The 19,541-nt window shown below is 29.7% G+C and carries 19 protein-coding genes and 1 CRISPR repeat array; of the genes, 5 read left to right on the top strand and 14 right to left on the bottom strand.

Annotated features, from left to right (window positions below):
• The first annotated feature begins 1 nt into the window (after window position 1).
• Entirely contained in the window at window positions 2-883 is an 882-nt protein-coding gene (locus CAMP5060_RS04445) for an Mbeg1-like protein (RefSeq protein WP_337217977.1), read from the top strand.
• A gap of 10 nt (window positions 884-893) precedes the next feature.
• On the opposite strand, the gene CAMP5060_RS04440 is transcribed toward CAMP5060_RS04445, so the two are convergent.
• Both CAMP5060_RS04440 and CAMP5060_RS04435 read right to left on the bottom strand, forming a co-directional pair.
• Complete coding sequence (locus CAMP5060_RS04440; RefSeq protein ID WP_087700676.1) at window positions 894-2,057, bottom strand: tetrahydrodipicolinate N-succinyltransferase N-terminal domain-containing protein; 1,164 nt, start codon at window positions 2,055-2,057, stop codon at window positions 894-896.
• A gap of 10 nt (window positions 2,058-2,067) precedes the next feature.
• The gene (locus tag CAMP5060_RS04435) at window positions 2,068-3,171 is read right to left on the bottom strand and encodes an Mrp/NBP35 family ATP-binding protein (RefSeq protein ID WP_214099847.1); all 1,104 of its coding nucleotides are present in this window, start codon (window positions 3,169-3,171) and stop codon (window positions 2,068-2,070) included.
• Between the two features lie 107 nt (window positions 3,172-3,278).
• Between CAMP5060_RS04435 and CAMP5060_RS04430 the strand changes: the two genes are divergently transcribed.
• From CAMP5060_RS04430 to CAMP5060_RS04415, 4 genes are read left to right on the top strand one after another with little or no spacing between them, the layout of a single operon-like run.
• Window positions 3,279-4,394: a bifunctional 2-C-methyl-D-erythritol 4-phosphate cytidylyltransferase/2-C-methyl-D-erythritol 2,4-cyclodiphosphate synthase gene (locus tag CAMP5060_RS04430; protein ID WP_337217976.1), complete on the top strand. Its 1,116-nt coding sequence runs from the start codon at window positions 3,279-3,281 to the stop codon at window positions 4,392-4,394.
• The gene (locus tag CAMP5060_RS04425; RefSeq protein WP_337217975.1) at window positions 4,391-5,266 is read left to right on the top strand and encodes a hypothetical protein; all 876 of its coding nucleotides are present in this window, start codon (window positions 4,391-4,393) and stop codon (window positions 5,264-5,266) included. The genes CAMP5060_RS04430 and CAMP5060_RS04425 overlap by 4 nt, the downstream gene beginning before the upstream one ends.
• Entirely contained in the window at window positions 5,244-6,410 is a 1,167-nt protein-coding gene (locus CAMP5060_RS04420) for a sulfate adenylyltransferase (protein ID WP_337217974.1), read from the top strand. Before CAMP5060_RS04425 ends, CAMP5060_RS04420 begins: the two co-directional genes overlap by 23 nt.
• Window positions 6,411-6,412: 2 nt before the next feature.
• A complete protein-coding gene (locus CAMP5060_RS04415) occupies window positions 6,413-6,904 on the top strand; it encodes a phosphatidylglycerophosphatase A family protein (RefSeq protein WP_133319620.1) in 492 nt (163 codons plus the stop codon).
• A 77-nt stretch (window positions 6,905-6,981) separates the two neighbouring features.
• A CRISPR array of direct repeats spans window positions 6,982-7,544; the repeat unit is 36 nt; unit sequence GTTTTAGTCTCTTTTTAAATTTCTTTATGATAAAAT.
• A 146-nt stretch (window positions 7,545-7,690) separates the two neighbouring features.
• Here CAMP5060_RS04415 and cas2 read toward each other — a convergent pair.
• The 12 genes from cas2 to folK all read right to left on the bottom strand — a co-directional run bounded on the left by cas2 (window position 7,691) and on the right by folK (window position 19,541).
• A complete protein-coding gene (cas2, locus tag CAMP5060_RS04410; protein ID WP_261529607.1) occupies window positions 7,691-8,116 on the bottom strand; it encodes a CRISPR-associated endonuclease Cas2 in 426 nt (141 codons plus the stop codon).
• The gene (cas1, locus tag CAMP5060_RS04405; RefSeq protein ID WP_337217973.1) at window positions 8,103-9,005 is read right to left on the bottom strand and encodes a type II CRISPR-associated endonuclease Cas1; all 903 of its coding nucleotides are present in this window, start codon (window positions 9,003-9,005) and stop codon (window positions 8,103-8,105) included. Before cas1 ends, cas2 begins: the two co-directional genes overlap by 14 nt.
• Window positions 8,992-12,006, bottom strand: a complete 3,015-nt coding sequence (cas9, locus tag CAMP5060_RS04400; RefSeq protein WP_337217989.1) for a type II CRISPR RNA-guided endonuclease Cas9 — start codon at window positions 12,004-12,006, stop codon at window positions 8,992-8,994. The genes cas1 and cas9 overlap by 14 nt, the downstream gene beginning before the upstream one ends.
• A gap of 239 nt (window positions 12,007-12,245) precedes the next feature.
• Complete coding sequence (gene mnmA / locus CAMP5060_RS04395; RefSeq protein ID WP_214135637.1) at window positions 12,246-13,262, bottom strand: tRNA 2-thiouridine(34) synthase MnmA; 1,017 nt, start codon at window positions 13,260-13,262, stop codon at window positions 12,246-12,248.
• Window positions 13,225-13,860: a TIGR00730 family Rossman fold protein gene (locus tag CAMP5060_RS04390; protein WP_337217972.1), complete on the bottom strand. Its 636-nt coding sequence runs from the start codon at window positions 13,858-13,860 to the stop codon at window positions 13,225-13,227. Before CAMP5060_RS04390 ends, mnmA begins: the two co-directional genes overlap by 38 nt.
• On the bottom strand, window positions 13,857-14,696 hold the full coding sequence (gene fliY, locus CAMP5060_RS04385) for a flagellar motor switch protein FliY (RefSeq protein ID WP_039617433.1): 840 nt from the start codon (window positions 14,694-14,696) through the stop codon (window positions 13,857-13,859). The genes CAMP5060_RS04390 and fliY overlap by 4 nt, the downstream gene beginning before the upstream one ends.
• Entirely contained in the window at window positions 14,686-15,777 is a 1,092-nt protein-coding gene (fliM, locus tag CAMP5060_RS04380) for a flagellar motor switch protein FliM (RefSeq protein ID WP_039617431.1), read from the bottom strand. The genes fliY and fliM overlap by 11 nt, the downstream gene beginning before the upstream one ends.
• A complete protein-coding gene (locus tag CAMP5060_RS04375; protein ID WP_337217971.1) occupies window positions 15,777-16,463 on the bottom strand; it encodes an RNA polymerase sigma factor FliA in 687 nt (228 codons plus the stop codon). Before CAMP5060_RS04375 ends, fliM begins: the two co-directional genes overlap by 1 nt.
• On the bottom strand, window positions 16,450-16,806 hold the full coding sequence (locus CAMP5060_RS04370) for a hypothetical protein (RefSeq protein WP_039617428.1): 357 nt from the start codon (window positions 16,804-16,806) through the stop codon (window positions 16,450-16,452). Before CAMP5060_RS04370 ends, CAMP5060_RS04375 begins: the two co-directional genes overlap by 14 nt.
• A 14-nt stretch (window positions 16,807-16,820) precedes the next feature.
• Window positions 16,821-17,684: a P-loop NTPase gene (locus tag CAMP5060_RS04365; protein ID WP_337217970.1), complete on the bottom strand. Its 864-nt coding sequence runs from the start codon at window positions 17,682-17,684 to the stop codon at window positions 16,821-16,823.
• The gene (flhF, locus tag CAMP5060_RS04360) at window positions 17,677-19,059 is read right to left on the bottom strand and encodes a flagellar biosynthesis protein FlhF (RefSeq protein WP_039617425.1); all 1,383 of its coding nucleotides are present in this window, start codon (window positions 19,057-19,059) and stop codon (window positions 17,677-17,679) included. The genes CAMP5060_RS04365 and flhF overlap by 8 nt, the downstream gene beginning before the upstream one ends.
• 8 nt (window positions 19,060-19,067) lie before the next feature.
• Window positions 19,068-19,541 carry a 2-amino-4-hydroxy-6-hydroxymethyldihydropteridine diphosphokinase gene (gene folK, locus CAMP5060_RS04355; RefSeq protein WP_337217969.1) on the bottom strand — a complete coding sequence of 158 codons (474 nt, stop codon included), beginning with the start codon at window positions 19,539-19,541 and terminating at the stop codon, window positions 19,068-19,070.

The following is a 19,541-nucleotide window of genomic DNA, read 5'->3' as shown; positions in this document are numbered from 1 at the left end:
AATGTTTTTTGACTTGCAAAGCTTTATTGCTTTAAGTCAAAAAGCAAATTTAACTTCCCAAGAAAAAATACTCTTATTAAAACTTCATACTCATTTTGAAAAAAATATCGATTTATTGCAAAAATTATATGATTATAGTTTGGTGGCTTATTGTGCTAATGTATATTTAAATCAAAGCTTACAAAAAGAAGGTTTACAAAAATACAAAGCCATTATAAAAGCTTTAACTAATCCTTTTTATAAAAAAGAAAAAATCCCCGTAGGTGGTTTAAACAATGCATTTTTAGCTTTAAAATTTGTAAAAAATTATGAAATACTTGAGCACATCAATGAAACACACCCTCAATCTAAAATGGGTTTTAGAGCTAGTTTTATTTATGATAAAAAAAGAAAAAACTATATTTTAGCCTTTGCAGGAAGTGAGTTAAATCCTTTATGTTTTGATTTTAAAGATCTTTATAGTGATTTTTTGATTTTACTAAACAAAACTCCAAAAGGCCAAATTCAATCCATGCAGTATTTTTATAATCAACTCAAGCAAAAATACATCATTGATAAAAATCTCATCATCATAGGGCATTCTTTAGGAGGATATCTAGCTCAAACTTTTGCAAGAACCTTTCCTAGCGCGGTAAAAGAAGCCTATGCCTTTCAAGCACCTGGTTTAAACCAAAACTTTCAAAATCTTTCTTATATAAATTTTCATATAAATACCACCCATAATTTAAATTTCAAAACTTACAAATGGTGGAATTTTAATTTTGTGCAAAAACTTTATAAAAAAGATAGCAAGGAGATTTTACTACATACAGGAAGCATTAAACATCATCCTAGCATATGTATTTATAAGCTACATGAATTATTTAAAATTCTTAACCCATAAGGGCTAAGAATTAATGTAAATCTTCATTAAGTTTTACAGCCTTTTTATTAAAAGCTGCTATCATCACTCCACTTTGAGAATCTTGTCTAAAATGCAAGCCATTTAATCCTGCTAATTCTAAACCTTTGTATATATCTTTATCAAATTTAAAATCAGGGTTGATTTTTTGAAGTTCTTCTTTATTTTTTAAAGCAAATTTAGTCCCTTCTAAAACAGCAATACCCGCATCAACAATACAATTATCCCCTAAAGGAATTCCCGTAACTGAATTTGCACCCAAAAGACAAGCTTTACCGATGCTAATAGCATTACCACTAGTGCCACTTAAAACACCAAGTATAGAAGCACCGCCTCCTACGTCGCTACCTTCGCCCACAACAGCTGAAGAACTAATACGCCCTTCTACCATACAAGCTCCAGTTGTACCTGCATTAAAATTCACATAAGCAGCCCCTGGCATTATAGTAGTACCTGCAGCTAAAACCGCACCCATTCTTACTTTAGAGCTTTCTAAAATTCTAGTATTATCCTCAGGAATAACATGAGCTAAAAACCTTGGAAATTTATCTACATAATCAATCCTTGGATACCTTCCACTCATTTTTAAATCAATCTCATTTTCTCTTAAAAAGTCCAAATCAATAGGCTTATTATCACTCCATGCAACATTTGGTAAAATCCCAAAAGCACCTGTTAAATTTAAGCTTCTTAAAGGCACTTTTTTATTTGAAAGCAAGTAAAGTTTTAAATACACACTTTCTAAACTTTTTGGTACTTCATCTTCAAAAATACAAACAAAAGAAAAAGCATTTTCTCTAAAATTTTCCTTTGCTGCTTTGATTGCTTCTATATTTTTATGACCTTGCTCTTGCAAAAATGGCGCAAAGCATTCAAGAGCAAAATCCAAATCTTCTTTAATCAAAGTAGCCACAAATTCACTTTCATTAAAATCAATATCAACCCCTCTTCTAAAAAAAGCTTCAAACATAACAGCTGCAGCGGCATAATTTTGCTCAAAATTAATCACACCAAAATTAGCTTGAAGTTTTTTACTAGGATCAACTTGACTTAGATCAAGCCTTGCTATAGCAAAAGCTTTAGGCTTTTTATAATTAATCCTTTGTTCGATTTGCTTAATTAGATTCAAAAATTCTTCTTTACTTTCTATTGGCATATTTTCCTCCTTATTGCGAGCACGCACTTTTGCCATTCATTATAGGTTGAATAGCTGAATTATCTACTTTACCTTCTTGATTAACCTTTTCTATAAATTCCCAAATTTTTTCAGCAGCTTGCAAATATCTTTTTGAACTTACACTCTCAGGCATATAAAAACTCACAGGCTTACCGCTATCTCCACCTTCTCTTACACTCATTTCGATAGGAATTTGAGCTAAAACATCACACTTATAAGCTTTTGCCATTTCTTCTGTAGTGCCTTTACCAAAGATATCATATTCTTTACCATTATCAGGGCATAAAAAGCCACTCATATTTTCTATAATACCCGCAACAGGAATGTGTAATTTTTCAAACATATCTAGCGCTCTTTTACTATCATCTAAAGACACTACTTGAGGAGTACTTACGCACACACCCGCACTCACTGGCACGCTTTGAGCTAAGGTAATTTGTGCATCACCTGTTCCTGGAGGCATATCAAGTAATAATACATCAAGTTCAGGCCAAAGTACATCAGCTAAAAGTTGCTCAATCGCTTTCATGATCATAGAGCCACGCCACATCAAACCTTTACCCTCTTCTATTAGCACACCCATACTCATCATATAAACCCCATGAGATAAAATAGGACGAATTTTTTGACCTACAATTTCAGGTTTGCTTTTACTCTCGCCAAGCATTCTTGGTATATTTGGTCCATAAATATCTGCATCTAAAAGCCCTACTCTTTTGCCCATTTTAGCCAAAGAAATCGCTAAATTTAAAGTTGTAGTACTTTTACCTACCCCTCCTTTACCACTTGAAATCATAAGGAAATTTTTAATTTGTGGAGCGATATTTTTACCACTTCTTGAGTTGCTTTTTTCTTCAGGAATTTTTGGTTGAATGATTTCTAAATTAAGCTCTAAATTTAAATCTTTTAAAGCATTTGCAATATTTAGTCTAAGCTCTTGTGCAATTTGAGCATTAGCTGAAACGATTTCAACTACAATATGTGCTTGATTTTCATTTGATTCAATTTTTTTTACAAAACCAAAACTAACTATATCTTTTTTAAACCCTGGATATATAACTTGTTTTAGTCTTTCTTCAATTTTTTCCTTCAATTTTTCTCCTTATTATTTAAAATGATTAATTCTACTAACATAAATATAAATTTTGGCTTTTATGGTGTATAATATCGTAACATTAATAAGAAATTAAGGTGTAACAAATGTTAGATATTTCCTTGATAATGCTATCTGCGGGAGAATCATCAAGATTTAATGCTCCGGTAAAAAAGCAATTTTTACGACTAGGCGAACAACCTTTATGGCTTTATGCTACTAAAAATTTAAGTTCTTTTTATCCTTTTAAACAAATAGTTGTTACTTCTGGTAATATTTCTTATATGAAAAAATTTGCCCCTGAATATAAATTTGTCCAAGGTGGTGCAACTAGAGCACAATCTTTACTCAATGCTTTAAGTATGGTTGAAAGCGAGTATGTTTTAGTTAGTGATGTTGCAAGAGTTTTGATTTCTAAAAATCTTTTTAACAATATCATAGAAAATCATGACAAAGCTGATTGCATTACACCTGTTTTAAAAGTAAGTGATACTACAATTTATGCTCAAGAAGCTATTGATAGAGATAAAATAAAACTCATACAAACCCCTCAACTTTCACGCACGAGTATGCTAAAAAAAGCTTTAGAGCAAAGCTCAAATTTCACTGATGATAGCACAGCTATACAAGCTATTGGTGGTAAAATTTGGTATGTGCAAGGTGATGAGTTAGCTAAAAAAATTACCTTTAAAGAAGATTTAAAAAGCTTAAATTTACCAAAACCATCTTGGGATATTTTTAATGGAAATGGCTTTGATGTGCATGAATTTGGAGAGCAAAGAGCCTTGCTTTTGGGTGGAGTAAAAATACATGAAAGTATGGGTTTAAAAGCTCATTCTGATGGAGATGTGTTAGCTCATGCGCTAATTGATGCACTTTTGGGTGCAGCAGGACTTGGAGATATTGGCGAACTTTTCCCAGATAATGATATGCAGTATAAAAATGCTGATTCTATGCTTTTATTGCAAAATGCTTATACTTTGGTGCAAAATTATGGTTTTGAGCTTGTAAATGCTGATATTACTATCATAGCCCAAACACCTAAGATGAAAGATTTTAAAGAAGCTATTGCTTTTAATATCGCTAAAACATTAAAAACTACGCCTAACAAAATCAATATCAAAGCTACCACTACAGAGCATTTAGGTTTTGTAGGAAGAAAAGAAGGCATTGCGGTTTTAGCTAGTGTAAATTTAAAATATTTTGATTGGATGAAATTATGAAAGTTTTAATAGTAGAAAATGAATTTTATTTAGCTCAAAGTATAGGCTCAAAGCTTAATTCTATAGGTTATGATTGTGATATTATCGCAAATGTTAATGAACTTGCTCATCATGATTATGAAATCATTTTACTTTCTACTAGTATGGCTAATTTTGAACATATTATAGAAATTTTTAAGCATAAAATCATTATTTTACTTATATCTTACATAAGCTCAGATACTGTTTTAGCACCATTAAAAGCTGGCGCGAGTGATTATATACAAAAGCCTTTCATGATAGAAGAATTAATGCGTAAAATAAAGCATTTTCAAGAATTTAAAAAAATAAGCATATTAAATCATACTTATCAATCTTACTTAAAACATAAATTTGAAACAGCAAAATTACCAAGTTTTGATTATAAAAAATTCAAATTGCCTTTGATTTTAAAAACTAACAATCAAATTTTTGCTGATCATTTTGTATTTAATTATACTAATGAGCACAATATCGCAAATATCTATATAGATCTTTCACACCAACAAAATTTAGATAAAATTTTTAAGGATAATTCTTTATATTATTTAGTCAATTTTCAAACCTTAAAACCTTTGGAAAAAGAAAAGGTGTTAAATCTTGCTTTAAAAAAAGCTGTTATTATACATACAAGCGCGAATATTGAGCATAGTGAATTTCAAATTTTAGAACTAAATGAAGATGAAAAAAGCTTTGAAAGCAATGGGATTTTAACTATTGATGATTATGTTAAACACATTATCATTAGTTATCAAAACATCTTTCCTGATACGGATTTATCTAAAAAGTTAGGAATTTCAAGAAAGTCTTTATGGGAAAAAAGGAAAAAATATGGCATTACAAAGAAAAAATAGCATTATAATCTCAGAAGAAGAATACGAGGTTTTGTGCTTTATCAAAGAAGGAATTTTTGGTTCTTTTACTAAATTGATGAACCAAAAAGAAAGAGATGAAGTCCTAACTACTGGAATGATTCATAATCAAAAAATTCCTTACACTCTAACCTTTGCACCCGCTAGCACAAAAGAAAATAATACTATTTTAGAAACCGCAAAAGTTGGCGATAAAATAGATTTTATCTGCAATGATAAAACCATAGGGCATATCATCTTAGAAAGTAAATTTGAAAATGATAAAAACAGCAATGATATTTTTAGGCCCAATGCTTGTTTAATCCAAGATTTTGGAAAAACTTGCATTAGCGGGGAATTTGAAATTTATCATAACCATATCAAAGCTATTAAAGAAGATTTTGAAAAAATCAAAAAAAGATTAAACCCTTCTAATATTACCGCTATTGTTTCAAGTTTTGACCCTTTTCACAGAGCACATGAGAGAATTTTAAGATGGGCTATAGAGCAATCTGATCTAGTGATTATTTTCCTTATAGAATCTTATGAAAATAATGGTTTGAGCTTAAAACTTAAAAAACGTTGTTTTGATGTTTTTGCACAAAATTACTTACCATCTTCTAGGGTTTTACTCATACCTTTGCATAATATCAAAATTTTTGCCTCACATTTAAATCCAGTTCTTGAGTGTGCTTTGGCTAAAAGTTTTGACTGCAATAAACTTTTTGTAGGACAAAATCACGCAGGACTTGGAATGTATTTTAATCAAAACAGAGCCTTTACTGTGCTTGATGACTTTGCAAAAGATTATAATATAGAAGTAACTATACTTCCTGAATTTGTATTTTGCGATGAATGCAAGATGATAGTAAGCACCAAATCATGCCCGCATGGAGCTCATCATCATATGAAATACCATGGCGATTCTTTAAAAAATTTACTTAGACTTGGTATCATTCCACCAGCAGTTTTTATAAGAAGAGAAATTTCGGCTTTGATTTTATCTGAACTTTTCCCAAATCGCTTTCATAATAAACAAAATATCTATAGCAATCTTTTCCCTACGCATGGTATTTTAGAATATCGAAGCGATAAAGAATTTTATGAGCAACTTATAAAACTTCATCAAATGTCATATATGGTGTAATCATGCAAAAATTATTTTTAACTTTTTTTTATTCAGGTAGTGTCAATAAAGCTCCAGGAACCTTTGGCACGATAGCAGCGCTAATCCCTGCTTTTTTTATTTTAAGGTATTTAGGCATAGGAACTTTGATCTTACTTGCAATTTTACTTTTTTTAATCTCTATTAAAATCATCGACCAATACGAAAAACAAACAGGCATACACGATGATAAACATATTGTAATAGATGAAGTTGTTGGGGTATTTTTAGCCTTGGCAATTTGCGGACAAAGTGTTTTTACTTTTTTACTTTCTTTTGTTTTGTTTAGATTTTTTGATATTACAAAACCTTCTATCATAGGTAAAATTGACAAAAAAACCAAAGGTGGTTTAGGTGTAATGCTAGATGATGTTTTAGCGGGGATTTTCGCAGGATTATTTAGTGCTGTGATTTATGGAATTTTGCTTAAATTTGATCTTTTGTGGTTTGATATAAGCATTATGGAAATATTTTAGCTTCATAAATTTGTGAAGCTATTTTCTAATTTTCTTTAGAGCAAAATAACAATAATTCTAATTGTATTTGCTATACGGTTTTAGTCTCTTTTTAAATTTCTTTATGATAAAATTTTCCCTTTTCTCTAAACAAAACGCACCTTGTTTTAGTCTCTTTTTAAATTTCTTTATGATAAAATATTATAACAGGAATAATGAAAATATTATAAGTTTTAGTCTCTTTTTAAATTTCTTTATGATAAAATAAATCATCGATGATTTTAAAATAATTATAGGTTTTAGTCTCTTTTTAAATTTCTTTATGATAAAATTCTTGCATTATTATACTCATCTTCTAATTTGTTTTAGTCTCTTTTTAAATTTCTTTATGATAAAATAGAGTTTTCTCAACTTTCTAAAAAATCGAGGTTTTAGTCTCTTTTTAAATTTCTTTATGATAAAATAAAAACTCTTTACCGCCTTTTAAAACAATAGTTTTAGTCTCTTTTTAAATTTCTTTATGATAAAATTAAGGATGTGATTATAAAATTTGGTGATTTGTTTTAGTCTCTTTTTAAATTTCTTTATGATAAAATAAGTCCCCGACAGAGTTTTCTAAAGCACCGTTTTAGTCTCTTTTTAAATTTCTTTATGATAAAATTGACTTTTATCCAACAAAGAAAACTAGGTGTTTTTCTATAGAAAAAAACCTAGAATATGCTATAATTCTTGCTAAAGAAATTTAAAAAGAGACTAAAATAAGTGGTTTTTGGTCATCCACGCAGGGTTACAATCCCTTTAAAACCATTAAAATTCAAATAAACTAGGTTGTATCAACTTAGTTTTTTTCTTTTCTTTGTTTATTTTTTCATTGCCATATTTAAAATCTTTACTTTTTTCATCATATTCAAATAAAACTAGATTTTTATCATCATTCATTTTTTCATTAAAAGAAACCCCTCCTAAAAGAATTTGCATATTATCAAATTGTTTTTCTGTTATGGTTAAAACTCTTATATTTCCATAAGGTGGTAAAATTTTCTCTATCGATTTTATCGTTGTTTTTGCCGAAGCTGATCCTTTGCAAATTTTTACATATACACTAAATTGCATCATAAAAAATCCAAGCTTTATCAATGAGTTTCTAAATTTATTTGCGTTTTTTTGATCCTTTTTACTTTTGGTGGGCATATCAAACATCAATAAAACTCTCATAAATTTATCTTCTATCATATAAATTTACCATCATCAGCTCATCATCTTCTAATAAAGCATTTTTAAAATTTTGCACGTAAAAATTTATAGCTCTATTTAAAGGATAAGATTTATTTTCAAAAACCACTTCTTCTTGCAAAATACTAATTAATTTTTGCTTTGTTTCCTTGTCTAAAAATTCACTATCTTTTGTATCTTTTAGCTTAAATACACACAAATCAATCAACGGTCTAAAAACTTCTATCAAATCATCGCAAAGATTAAAGTCATTGTAAATATTATCATGTTTTATACCTTGCCATGGCAAAAGCCCACTTATACAAACTGCCCTAACGATAAGCGACCTTATAATAGCATAACCATAGTTTAATCCTGAGTTTATAAAACATATATCATTTCTTGTAAAATCTTTACCAAATAACGTTTTAAAATATAAAGCAGCTGCAGTTGATTCTAAGTTTTTAGAGTCGTTTAAATTTACATTTTTAACCATATTTAAAAGTTCTTTGGCTTCTTTAGAATGATTGGTAATTTTTAAAATATAAGCTTGATTTGAAATTTTGTTTTTAATAATCTTTTGCCATAAAATCGCTTTTCTTTGCAGACTTACTGCGATTTGTTTTTTAGCTACTTTTGCACTTATAAAATGTCCTAAAAATGGAGAAAAAATTCCATTTATATTGTGAGATTCATCACAAGTTAAAAGTATAATTTTATATTTAGCCAAAGCACTAAGCAAGCTTGAAGTAATACTTGCTTGTAAAGATTCTAATATAATAAAATTAATATCTTTTAGAAAAATTCTAACCTCTTTATCATCTTGTTTTATTACAAGATGATTTAATTCAAGGCTTAGTTTTGCTTGATTTGCGATCAATACGCTTTTAAAGGCTTCATCGTAAGCCATATTTTTTACTTGTCTTCAAAGATATATTTTCTCTTGGTTGAAAATCTGCTTTTATTTTATCCCCAAGAGGGGTTATAATGTATTTTTCAAATACTTTTAAATTTTGGATTCCTAAACTTTCAACCTTGACACTTCCTTCTTTTGCATTAGAAAATAATAATTTTTGGTTAGATGTTAAATTTTCAAATTTATTATCGTGTTTTTCAACACAAATACTAGAGGTGCTAATACTAAAATCGTTATAATAAGCAAATTCAGGCTCTTGCATATTTTTTTTCTGCAACAAAATCAAATCATTTTTATATAAAGAAAAACAAAATTCATAACTTTCATCTATTGTTTGCCATTGTTTTGGATTGTTATTTTTATCTTTACCAGTGATCACTATTTTATTTGGCAAAATTCCTAAGGCAAAATCCATAGCATAAATAGGCATAGCATAAAATTTGTTTTGCTTTTTAAAGATATCAACCCTTACTATAGTATCATTTTCAACATATTTTGTGCCTATTTTTCTAACTCTTCCACAGCTTAGCGCTATTTGTAAGCCTTCTTTAGAATTGTAGCTACATTTATCGATAATTTTATTTTCAGAATGAAAAGTATCTTTATGTAAAGCTCTTCTTGCTCTTTTTCTAGGTGGTTTTGAAACAAATATTTCATCGATTTTACTTAAAATTTTTTCCCTAAAGCTTTTAAAAGGTTCAAAAAATTTAACTTGATGTTTATAATTATCACTTGTAAGCTCTTTAGCATAAAATCTTGCTTTTAGAAGCTCTTGATTTTTCCTAAAATCTGAAAAAGCTTTTATGATAGAATTTGTGCTGTATGCAACTATAATCGCATCAAGTGCGTGGTGAAGATGATTATTTCTATCTTTTTTATCAAAACCCCAAGTATGTCTTAAAACAGATGTGAGCATACCATTGACAGTTTGAATATGGATTTTACTTCCTTTTTCCCCACTTTTTAAATTTGTATTTTCATTTTCACTTAAAGGTAAAAAATTTAAATACTCTTTTGTATATTTAGCTATTAAGGTTGCGATATATCTTGTGTCGTTTAAATTTCTACTGATGAAATCTTCTTGTTGTTTGTCTTTGAAATTTTCATCTAAAATTTTATTTTTCTTTTTATAAGGAAGATTTTGAGCTAGTGTTTGAATTTTACTCCATTTTTCTATGTTTTTTCCAAAAGCTTCAAAAGGTGTTTTGTTAAGTTTCTCTTGATTTTCTTTGGTAAAAACCAAAACCTTGTTTATGAATGAATCATCAAAACTTCTTGAGTAAGGATATATATGATCAACTTCTAAGGCTTTTTCATCTTTTAAATGTTCTATGGATATTTTATTGCCACTATAAATACAAATTTCTTTTTGTTCTTTCCATAGTTTTAATTTTAAAATATTTTTAGCACTTGCCTTAAGTCCTATGTTTTCACACTCCTTTAAAGCCCAAGCATTAACCGCTTGATTTTCTTTTTGTTCTTTTTCTATTTTTTCTCTTGCTTTCTTGCTAAGCCCCACATCTCTTGCCAATTCTAAATGAATTTTATGCACTTTGCCATATTTTTTAAGCAAAGCATTTAAGACCTTTCTATACTCACTTATAGCTCTATTTACAACAGGATTACTAAGCTCGTGCGCAAATATACTATCACAGAAAGCTGGAAGGAAATCTTTTTTTTCATCAACTGTTTTTGGTTTTAAATTTGCAATTTCACATGCTTCATCGTATCTTTTTCCCTCTCTCATCAAAGGAAGGATCATGCCAAGTGCTTTGAAACTAAGATTGATATAATCATTAAATTCAATTTCAAGTAAATTATTGATTTGCTCATTGCTTAAATTGTATTTTTCTAAAACAGTTTTAAGTTTAACATTATCTTTTATTAAGGTAATATGCGTAGATATTTGATCCAACTCTTGTCTACTAAGAGAATGCACTCCTAAAGCTTTTTTAAATTCTACTAACTTTCTAAAGTCAATTAATTTTGCATTTTCAGCGTTTTCTTTATCGTATTTAAGACTTTTAAAACTAATACTTTCATGCAAATTGATACAAGATCTAAATTTTTTATATGTGATACTTCCTTTATCTAAAATGAGATTTAAAACTTCATTTATTGTTTGAGTTGGCACAATCTCTCCGCTTATTTTTTCCAAGCTTTTTATTTCGTTGATAATCTTAGTTAAAGCCACAAACTCCCAAGCGCTATATGAATTTTTGCAAGCTCGCTTTTCTTCCTCAAAAAAAGTACAAGCTCCCACTAAATGTGAAAAATCTTTTAAAGGTCTTTGAAAAAATGCGACTTTAAGAATTTCATTTATAAAATCTTCACTATAGTTATAGCCAAATTCTTTTTGTTTTTCTAAGATAAGCTTTAGTTCTTTTTCTAAGTCACTTGACAAAACACAATTATTATAATTATCTTTAGTATTGCGGATCTTGATGAAATTTTTAGTATTTTTTTTATATTTTTGGAAAAATTCTTTATAAAAATATTCTCCAACGCTTTGATAGTTTTCTAATTTTAAAGCATTATTTTTTAAAGCACTTAAAATTTTTCCTTTTTTGGCGTCGTTTGATTTTTTTTCGTTTTTGTTCATGTAGCCACGATGTTTTGCTATATGCAAAATCACTCTTGCTAGGTCTTTTGTTTCTAACTTTTGAGTCAATGCTTTATATCTTAACTCATAAACGCTTGCTAAGCTCCCTTCATAAGCCTTAGGTAGTTCTCCATCGGCTGCTACATAATCTTTGTAGTTTAGTTTTAATTCTTTTGCAAGAATACGCTTGATAGCAATTAATCTTGCTTTTCTTCTTTTTAAACGTCTTCTAGAACTTCTTGCATTGCGTCTAGGCAAGGCTAAAGATTCCTTATTTTTCGGATTTTCAGCTTTTGTAAATATCCTAACTCCGCAATCTTTTAACTCATCGTTTTCTACAAAAGCCCAGCCTATAGAATTAATTCCTATATCAAAACCTAATATCCTCATAATATTACTCTTTGTTGATTTAACTGTTATAGTTAAAATTATATAAAATTTTTATACATCTTATATTAAATTTATATAATAAAATTTCTAAAACAGATTTTAAAAAGCCACCGAGTATGATGGCCTTACTCTTGAAAAAAGATTAAAATAAGAAATTAATTTCAAGCTACCACTTAATAGTAAAATAATTTTACAAAACTTAATTTTTAACTCCTGCTATTTAAAAACATCAAACTTTAGCATTATTTTATAAATCCACTTGCAAGAACCAAATCTTTATCGTAAAATACCGCCATTTGTCCGCTAGCAAGTCCATAAACAGGCTCTTGTAAGATGATTTTTGCACTTTTATCTTCATTAATCAAAACTTTACATGGGGTTGATCTTGACCTATAGCGTATTTTTACTTCACAATCTAATTCTTTAGCATCGATAAATAAATTAATATTATCAAGATTAAATTCACTTATCTTAAGCTCTTCTTTTTTACCTACTATGATTTCATTTTTCTTAGGATCAATTTTTAATACAAAATGTGGCTCATGAGCCCCACGCACTTCAAAACCTCTTCTTTTACCTATGGTATAGTGCATATAACCTTCGTGTTTTCCTACTTCTTTACCGCTACTATCTCTTACAATACCTGGAATTTTAGTATCCATAAACTGATCTAAAACTTGCACATAAGTATCTTCCACAAAACAAATTTCAGAACTTTCCTTTTGTGTTGCAAAAGATTTTAAAACATCGATTGTGGAAGCAAATTTTTTCACATCTTCTTTTTTCATCTCTCCAAGAGGGAAAATCAAATATTCCAAAGCCTCTTTATCTGCATTTGCTAAAAAATAACTTTGATCCTTGCTCTCATCAACTGCAGTTTTAATCAAACCATTTTCTATCCTTGCATAATGACCTGTGGCTAATTTTTCACAACCCAAACTCTTAGCAAATTCCAAAAGCTTGCCAAGCTTGATAAAGCGATTACACAAAGCACAAGGATTTGGCGTCTTTCCTTCTTTGTAAGTATTAACAAAAGGCATATAAACTTGATTTTTAAAATCTTCTTGTAAGTCTAAAATATGATATTTGATGTCTAAAAATTTAGCAACTTTTTCAACTTTTTGTATATTTTCTTCATGATAGTTAGCTTTTCCATGAAGCTTCATATAACAACCTATGATCTCATGTCCTGCTTGTTTTAATTTATAAGCAGTTACAGTACTATCCACACCCCCACTCATCGCAACAAGAATTTTCATCTTTTTCCTTTATCATTCTTATAATTTCATCTAAATCATCACTTATACTATACTTTAACTCATCATTTTTAGATATAGTTCCAAGTTCTAGTAAAGAAGTTTTGATAAATTCATCAAGAGGTTGCCAAAATTTTTGCCCAACTAAAATAATAGGAACATTTTTTTTAAAACTAAGTTGTTTAAGAGTAAGAATTTCAAAAAATTCATCTAATGTTCCAAAGCCGCCTGGGAAAATCACAAAAGCTAGACTCTTTTGAATAAGAGCCATTTTGCGAATGGCTAAGCTCTTAAAAGTGATATTATACTCTAAAAAGTCATTTGCTTTTTGCTCAAATGGTAAATGTATATTAAATCCAAAAGATTTTAAGTGTGAAGTTTGACTTTGCATAGCTCCATAATTAGCAGCTTGCATAATGCCACCGCCACCACCACTGATGATACTATAACCAAGATCTGCTAACTTTTGAGCTAATTTTGAAGCCAAAATACAATACTCATTGTCTTCTTTTAACCTAGCAGAACCAAAAAAAGTTATGCCTTTTTGAATTTTTTCTAATTCTTTAAGATAAGTAATATCTTCAATGATATATTCTTTCATCTTAGTTGTTCTAATCTTTCTTTTTTAGAGCCTATCTCAGTAATTTGCACTCCAAAGTTTCCATCTACGATAACAACTTCTCCATAAGCAATTTTTTTATCGCCTATTAAAATTTCTAAAGGATCATTTGCTAATTGATCAAGCTCGATAACCGAACCTATATCCATAGTTAAAACATCTTTTAAAAGCATTTTTTTACTACCTATACGCACTCTTATAGGTAAGCGTACATCCATGATCAAACCGATATTTCTTAGCTCTTCTACATTAGCCAAGGCTTTATGATCTTGCGTATGATCTTCATTTGTTGCTACGATTTCTTCTAAGTCAGTTTTAGTTAAAATCTTATAAATTTTCTCATCAAATACTAAAGAAATTTTTTCTTCTAAATCAGCTATTTTTACATTGTATAAATATAGTTTATGAAAACCACCAAGTTCTAAGCTATCTGCAACAAATTCACAATTTTCTAGACTAAACTCCATTTTTGGAATTTCTTTTTGTGCGCCTAAGGTTGTAGAAAATGCTGAAATGATATTTTGTATAGCTTCTTTAGCAGCGTCCATTTCATCTTCATTTAGCTCACTGTTTTTGGAGATTTCTTCTTCTCCCATCATCCACTCACCAATTGCACTCATTAAAACCGCACTTGCTAGGATTTTGATTTTCATTTCATTATTAACGCTAAAAGTAGCGCTAACTAATGGTGGAGTCATAGAATCTTGAGAATTTACATCATACTCATAATACTCGCTAAATTCAGCACTTTTTCCTGTTAAACCTTCTATTGTACTTACACATTCATTGACGAATATGCCTAAAAAATCATTGATCATCGTCTTCCTCTTCTAGTTCTTCATTATCATCATACGAATTTGCTTTTGCTCTTCTTTCATCTTCATATTTTTCAAGCATTTCTTTAATCTCATCTTTATCAGTTTTGATAAGTTCTAAGATTTTAATTGACTTTCTAAATCTATGAAGCCCCACTTGAGCTAAAAATACTTCTTTTTTATCAATAGCTACTATAGCTTTATCATCTGCACTTCTATCAAGCTTTAAAATATCCCCTTGTTTTAAATCTAAAAATTCATTCACATTGATAAAAGTTTTACCAAGCATAGCTTCATAAATTACCTCAGCACGGCCGATCAAGGTTTTAAGCTCTTTATTTCTTGACTTTTTAGCTGAAGTTTCACCCATCATAATATCACGATTTGCCAAACGGCTCAAAATACTTTCCAAATGCACAACAGGATAACAAATATTTACCATACCGCTTGAATTTCCGATGATAATCTCCATTACCACCATGATAACAATCTCATTTTGAGAAACAATTTGCACAACATTTGGACTTGATTCTTTTGCTTCAACACTTGGATAAATTTCTGTAACATTCATCCAGCTTTCTTTAAGTCTTTGCATAATAATACGCAAAATAGAATCAAGCAAATTAAGTTCGATTTCTGTAAGCTCTCTTAAGGTGTCAAAACTTTCCCCTTGACCACCCAAAAGTCTATCTATCATAGGGAAAGCAATACTTGGATTAATCTCTAAAACACAGTTTCCATCTAAAGGTTTAATCGAAAAAACGTTAAAGCTTGTTGGCGAAGGTAAAGACATCAAAAACTCACCATAAGTCATTTGATCCACTGAATGTAGTTTAATCTCAACTATACTTCTCATCATAGATGAAATTTGAGAAGCAAGATTTCTTGCTAATTTATCATGAATCCCTTTGATAGAACGAAGCTGTTCTTTAGAAACCCTATTTGGACGCTTAAAATCATATACTACTATATCTCTTTTATCTTCTATTTCTTCTAGTTTTGATGTAGCTGTACTCTCATCGCTATCATCATCAACAACTTCTAAAAGAGCATCAATTTCTTCTTGGGAAAGTATCTCAGCCATTAAACTAGCCTTTCTCTAATCTTCTTAAGCAAACGCTTATGAATTTGTGAAATTCTTGACTCGCTAATCTCTAAAATCTCTGCGATTTCTTTTAAATTTAATTCTTCATAATAATAAAGCTGTATTACAAGCTTTTCTCTTTCTTTAAATTCTTCCAAAACTACGTTGATTTTTTCTATTAATTCTTCTTTTTCTATTTGCTCTATGATATTGCTATCGTTAAAGCAATTTAGCTGTTCATCCAAAGGCATAACAAGCGATATAGCATGAGCTGCTCTTGCTTCTTTTACCTTTTCTACTTCTAAATTTAGTCTTTGCGCTAAATACTCATCATCAGGTTCTTTTTCATTTTCTTGATAAAACTCATCTATAATAGCATCAATATCTTTGATGATTTTTCTATTGCTTCTGCTCATCACATCAAGACTTCTTAGATAATCAAGCATAGCCCCATTGACTCTTTTTCTTGCAAAACCCCAAAAATTATCATTTTGTTCTTTATCATAGCGACGTGAGAGTTTGATCATCTCTTCTACACCAATACTAATTAAATCATTTACATCAATACTAGCAGGCAAACGCTCTTTAAGTCTAAAAGCCATAGCTCTTAATGCTGGCATATAAGAGATGACTAAGTCATCTTGTTCTTTTTTTAGCGTAGAAGCATAGGCATTATGCGGCTGCATGTTTTACTTTTCTTTTTGAAGAGCTTTCAAGCTTTTTAAGGTCTTCACGCTCTTCTTGAAGTTTTTCAAGCAAGTAATCCATTTTCTTTTCTCTTGCGGCTAATTCTGCTATAAAACTATTATTTTCATTTTCGTATTTTTCTTTATTAAAGCTTCTACCGCTAATTTTATTAACATCTACAAAAATCATAATGACTATATGGATTAACACATAAAATACAAAAGTAATCAAACAAGTATATACAACTATCTCTACTGCATCTTCTATATTAACTATGGTAAACATTAATCCTATAAAAAAACCACAAACAGTAAAAAAAGCAACAAAATTCTCTGGTCTCATCTTTTTCCCTCAATCTAAAAACGATCCAAAAGCTTTTTGAAAAAACTCATAATGCTTTTATCTCCCACATTATTAAGCACTTTTTGTTCCAACCTATATAAAAGCTTAGAAGCTATGGTTTTTAGCTCATCACTTGCATTAGTGTCATCATCACTAAATAAAGTTCTTTTTTTAATACTAGAACTAATATCTTTACTTTGACCTAAAAATCCTAAAAATTCTAAATTTAAATTATGCTTAATGTTAATATCTGCTACTTTTTTAATGTTATCAAAAATTCTCATAGCCTCATTTTCATTTTTAACAACATTAAACACCATTAATAAATTCTCTTTAGTTTTTGAAGTGGTTTTTATAGTAGCATAAGCATCGGTAATCGCAGCAGGATCAGGCACAGTGATGACAATAACCTCATCAGACATTTCTAAGAAATTTCCTATATTACCACCTATACCTGCTCCTGTATCAATGATTAAAAAGTCTAAATCATCTAAGATACTTGTTTGGTTTAAAAATCTCTCATAAATGTTTTTATCATTATATTTTAAAATTTCATCGCCACTTTCACCTGGGATAAGCCATAAATTTGGCTTTACCTCTATTAAAATATCTTCTAGCGAGCATTCACCTTTTAAAACATGTAAAAGGTTTTTTTCCACACGCACATTTAAAATCACATCTAAATTTGCAAGCCCTATATCTGCATCAAAAAGCCCTACTTTATAACCATTTTTAGCTAGGATGTTGCCCAAATTTGCACTAAAAGTACTTTTTCCAACCCCACCTTTACCGCTAGTAACTGCGATAAAATGAGTATGTTTTACATTTGAGTTTTCATTTTTTACTAGATCTTTTAATTTTTCTGCTTGATTACTCATTTTCATCCCTTCTAAAACCTTCTAACACACAACGCACTAAAAAGTCACTATTAGCCACTTCTATATCATCAGGCACTTCTTGACCTATGGAAAAAAAGCTCATCGGAGTGCTAGTTTCATAAAGTAAAGAAAATACATTTCCAAATACTTTTGTTTCATCAAATTTGGTAATGATTAAAGTGTCTATATTTAAAAATGAAAAATTATTATAAGTTTCTAATAAATCTTCATATTTTGTATTTGCTGAAAGTACCAAATTTACATCAATTTGCGCATTAGAATGCGATAAAAATTCTTTTGTTTTTTCAAGTTTTGCTTTATCATACTGTGAATTTCCGGTTGTATCTACTAAAATAACCTCACAAGTATTTAAACTTCTAATCGCATCATCTAAGTCATTTGGCTCTATACTATCAATAATAGGAAGCTTCATCATCTTAGCATATTGGAAAAGTTGCTCTACTGCGCCTATTCTATAAGTATCAAGAGTTATAATACCGGTTTTATAGCGTCTATCTCCATAAGCATAGCGAAAAGCAAGTTTAGCTAAAGTAGTAGTTTTACCCACTCCTGTTGGGCCTACTAACATCATGATTTTTTGCTTTTTAATTTCACTTTCTAAACGACATGGAAGCATATTACGCAAAAGTGAGTAAAAATACCTTTGCACTGCTTCTTGATTTGCTTTCATAGTGCTTGGCATATTTTCAATAGTCGCTTTCATAATCGCTTCTAAATGCGCTTCTTGCATGCCACTTGCCTTAGCTTGCTTATAAATACTTGCAAACTCAGGTGGTATAGCTAGTTCTTTACGTAAATCTGCCTTATCATCCCACATCATATCCACAAGCAAATTCATTTTATCATTAAGCTTATTCATTTGCTTTTCAAAGGCTTCAATTTTTTTATCATAATTTGGATTTGGCATAGAAAAATCTTGATAATTTGAAACTTTGCTAATTTCTGAACTAACCTGAGAAAGTTTATTTTTTAAATTTAAAAAATTATCATCTTTTTTACTTGTATTTAAATAAGGATTAATAGGTTTTTGCTTAGCTTTTGAAGAAAAATCAAGCACTACATCTTCTTCTTTTTTTTCATCTTCAAATTTTGGAGCTTGAATTTTAGCCTCAGGAAAACTTGCTGTGTTTGGTTTTTTCTTTGGTGGCATAGGTAAATTGTTTTGCTTTAAATGTTCTTCATAATCAGCTTCTTCAATCGCTACTATAACCTCGTATAAAGGCTTTTGATTGATGGTTTTTGGACGAATTTGCTTATTAGTTACTATCAAAGCCTTATCGCCATAATCTTGCTTAACCTTAGGTATAATCTCATCTGTGCTTTCAACTGTAAAAGTATGAATCAATTGTCCCATATTTTTCCTTATCTTAACAAGCCCAAAGGCAAAGTTACGCTAATTCTATCATTTACCCCCACATGAGGCACTGTGCAATACTCATCTTTACGCGCTTTTTTTGAAAAATACAACAAATCCAAATCAAGCGTTCTAGGAGCATTTTTAAAAGTTCTTTTTCTTTTGAATTTAAACTCATAAAAAAACAAAACTTTTAAAAATGCTCTTGCGTGCAAACTTGTGCTTACAACCATCACTGCATTAGTAAAGTCTTTTTGCTCTTCAAAGCCAAAAGCTTTATTAATCAAAAATGGCGATGTTTGCAATACTTGCAAGCGTTTATCTTGCATTAAAAGCCTAAATAAACTCCGAAAGCGTTTTTTTTCATCTTCTATATTGCTTCCAAGTCCTATAATGGCTATGTATTTTCCTTTTTTATCTGCCTTTGAATAAAAAGGAAAAAAACGAATTTTTTCTAACCTTCTAGCTCCTTTAATCAGCAA

It is taken from the genome of Campylobacter sp. 1569 (assembly GCF_024723675.1).
GTDB lineage: Bacteria > Campylobacterota > Campylobacteria > Campylobacterales > Campylobacteraceae > Campylobacter_D > Campylobacter_D jejuni_C.
Note: the sequence above shows the minus strand (reverse complement) of the source record. Positions and strands in the feature narration are given on the sequence as shown.